Origin of the sequence: Xenorhabdus budapestensis (assembly GCF_002632465.1) — a bacterium.
Lineage (GTDB): Bacteria > Pseudomonadota > Gammaproteobacteria > Enterobacterales > Enterobacteriaceae > Xenorhabdus > Xenorhabdus budapestensis.
In genome coordinates, this window is the sequence record NZ_NIBS01000001.1 from 343,811 (window position 1) to 347,081 (window position 3,271).

The 3,271-nt window shown below is 54.4% G+C and carries 2 rRNA genes; both read left to right on the forward strand.

Going from position 1 to position 3,271, the window contains the following annotated elements:
* Positions 1 to 112: 112 nt before the first annotated feature.
* A 23S ribosomal RNA gene (locus tag Xbud_RS21550) occupies positions 113 to 3,021 on the forward strand.
* Positions 3,022 to 3,153: 132 nt separating this feature from the next.
* A 5S ribosomal RNA gene (gene rrf, locus Xbud_RS21555) occupies positions 3,154 to 3,269 on the forward strand.
* The last annotated feature ends 2 nt before the right edge of the window (positions 3,270 to 3,271 follow it).

A 3,271-nucleotide genomic window follows, 5' to 3' on the forward strand; every position in this document is an offset into this window, starting at 1 on the left:
TTGCTCTTTAACAATCTGGAACAAGCTGAAAATTTGAAACAATCAGTAGCGTCGGAAGACGGTATTGATGAGTCTCTCAAAACTCCAGTCCGAAGACACCTTCGGGTTGTGAGGTTAAGCGACTAAGCGTACACGGTGGATGCCTAGGCAGTCAGAGGCGATGAAGGACGTGCTAATCTGCGAAAAGCGCCGGTAAGGTGATATGACCCGTTATAGCCGGCGATGTCCGAATGGGGAAACCCAGTGCAATCCGTTGCACTATCCTTATCTGAATTCATAGGGTAAGGAGGCGAACCGGGGGAACTGAAACATCTCAGTACCCCGAGGAAAAGAAATCAACCGAGATTCCCCCAGTAGCGGCGAGCGAACGGGGAGCAGCCCAGAGCCATCAGCGATATTCATGTCAGGAGAACGGTCTGGAAAGGCCGGCAGTAAAGGGTGACAGCCCCGTATCCGAAGGCGTGCGTATTGTGAGCTCGAAGAGTAGGGCGGGACACGTGGTATCCTGTCTGAATGTGGGGGGACCATCCTCCAAGGCTAAATACTCCTGACTGACCGATAGTGAACCAGTACCGTGAGGGAAAGGCGAAAAGAACCCCGGCGAGGGGAGTGAAAGAGAACCTGAAACCGTGTACGTACAAGCAGTGGGAGCCCTGATTTATCAGGGTGACTGCGTACCTTTTGTATAATGGGTCAGCGACTTATATTCTGTAGCAAGGTTAACCGTATAGGGGAGCCGGAGGGAAACCGAGTCTTAACTGGGCGTTAAGTTGCAGGGTATAGACCCGAAACCCGGTGAGCTAGCCATGGGCAGGTTGAAGGTTGGGTAACACTAACTGGAGGACCGAACCGACTAATGTTGAAAAATTAGCGGATGACTTGTGGCTGGGGGTGAAAGGCCAATCAAACCGGGAGATAGCTGGTTCTCCCCGAAAGCTATTTAGGTAGCGCCTCGTGAAGTCATCTCCGGGGGTAGAGCACTGTTTCGGCTAGGGGGTCATCCCGACTTACCAACCCGATGCAAACTGCGAATACCGGAGAATGTTATCACGGGAGACACACGGCGGGTGCTAACGTCCGTCGTGAAGAGGGAAACAACCCAGACCGCCAGCTAAGGTCCCCAAGTCATGGTTAAGTGGGAAACGAAGTGGGAAGGCTCAGACAGCCAGGATGTTGGCTTAGAAGCAGCCATCATTTAAAGAAAGCGTAATAGCTCACTGGTCGAGTCGGCCTGCGCGGAAGATGTAACGGGGCTAAACCATGCACCGAAGCTGCGGCAGCGACACTGCGGTGTTGCTGGGTAGGGGAGCGTTCTGTAAGCCGTCGAAGGCGGGCCGTGAGGTCTGCTGGAGGTATCAGAAGTGCGAATGCTGACATAAGTAACGATAAAGCGGGTGAAAAACCCGCTCGCCGGAAGACCAAGGGTTCCTGTCCAACGTTAATCGGGGCAGGGTGAGTCGGCCCCTAAGGCGAGGCTGAAAAGCGTAGTCGATGGGAAACAGGTTAATATTCCTGTACTCGGTGTTACTGCGAAGGGGGGACGGAGAAGGCTATGTCATCCGGGCGACGGTCGTCCCGGTTTAAGCGTGTAGGTGGGATAACCCGGCAAATCCGGTTATCCGCAACACTGAGGCGTGATGACGAGGCACCACGGTGCTGAAGTGACAGATGCCCTGCTTCCAGGAAAAGCCTCTAAGCACCAGGTAACACGGAATCGTACCCCAAACCGACACAGGTGGTCAGGTAGAGAATACTCAGGCGCTTGAGAGAACTCGGGTGAAGGAACTAGGCAAAATGGTGCCGTAACTTCGGGAGAAGGCACGCTGGCGCCAGGTGAAAAGACATGCTCTTGGAGCCGAGGCCAGCCGCAGATACCAGCTGGCTGCAACTGTTTAATAAAAACACAGCACTGTGCAAACACGAAAGTGGACGTATACGGTGTGACGCCTGCCCGGTGCTGGAAGGTTAATTGATGGGGTCATCCTCAGGGAGAAGCTCTTGATCGAAGCCCCAGTAAACGGCGGCCGTAACTATAACGGTCCTAAGGTAGCGAAATTCCTTGTCGGGTAAGTTCCGACCTGCACGAATGGCGTAATGATGGCCAGGCTGTCTCCACCCGAGACTCAGTGAAATTGAACTCGCTGTGAAGATGCAGTGTACCCGCGGCAAGACGGAAAGACCCCGTGAACCTTTACTATAGCTTGACACTGAACCTTGAGCCTTGATGTGTAGGATAGGTGGGAGGCTGTGAAGTGCGGACGCCAGTCTGCACGGAGCCATCCTTGAAATACCACCCTTGAATGTTTGATGTTCTAACGTAGGCCCGTCATCCGGGTTGCGGACAGTGTCTGGCGGGTAGTTTGACTGGGGCGGTCTCCTCCCAAAGCGTAACGGAGGAGCACGAAGGTCAGCTAATCACGGTCGGACATCGTGAGGTTAGTGCAAAGGCATAAGCTGGCTTGACTGCGAGCGTGACGGCGCGAGCAGGTACGAAAGTAGGTCTTAGTGATCCGGTGGTTCTGCATGGAAGGGCCATCGCTCAACGGATAAAAGGTACTCCGGGGATAACAGGCTGATACCGCCCAAGAGTTCATATCGACGGCGGTGTTTGGCACCTCGATGTCGGCTCATCACATCCTGGGGCTGAAGTAGGTCCCAAGGGTATGGCTGTTCGCCATTTAAAGTGGTACGCGAGCTGGGTTTAGAACGTCGTGAGACAGTTCGGTCCCTATCTGCCGTGGGCGCTGGAAGACTGAAAGGGGCTGCTCCTAGTACGAGAGGACCGGAGTGGACGCACCACTGGTGTACGGGTTGTCATGCCAATGGCACTGCCCGGTAGCTAAGTGCGGCAGAGATAACCGCTGAAAGCATCTAAGCGGGAAACTTGCCTTGAGATGAGTCTTCCCTGACTCCTGGAGAGTCCTGAAGGGCCGTCCGAGACGAGGACGTGGATAGGCTGGGTGTGTAAGCGTTGCGAGACGTTGAGCTGACCAGTACTAATGCCCCGTGCGGCTTAACCTGACAACACCGAAGGGGTTTTGTGGGTTTGAGAGACGAGAGAAAGACAGGGTTTCAGGTATATTTTCGATAGGCGCGGAAGCGGTGACGGACGAAAATAACAAGCAGCTTGTTCGGGATTGAATACAGGATTTGTCTGGCGGCAACAGCGCGGTGGTCCCACCTGACCCCATGCCGAACTCAGCAGTGAAACGCCGTAGCGCCGATGGTAGTGTGGGGTCTCCCCATGTGAGAGTAGGGCACTGCCAGACAT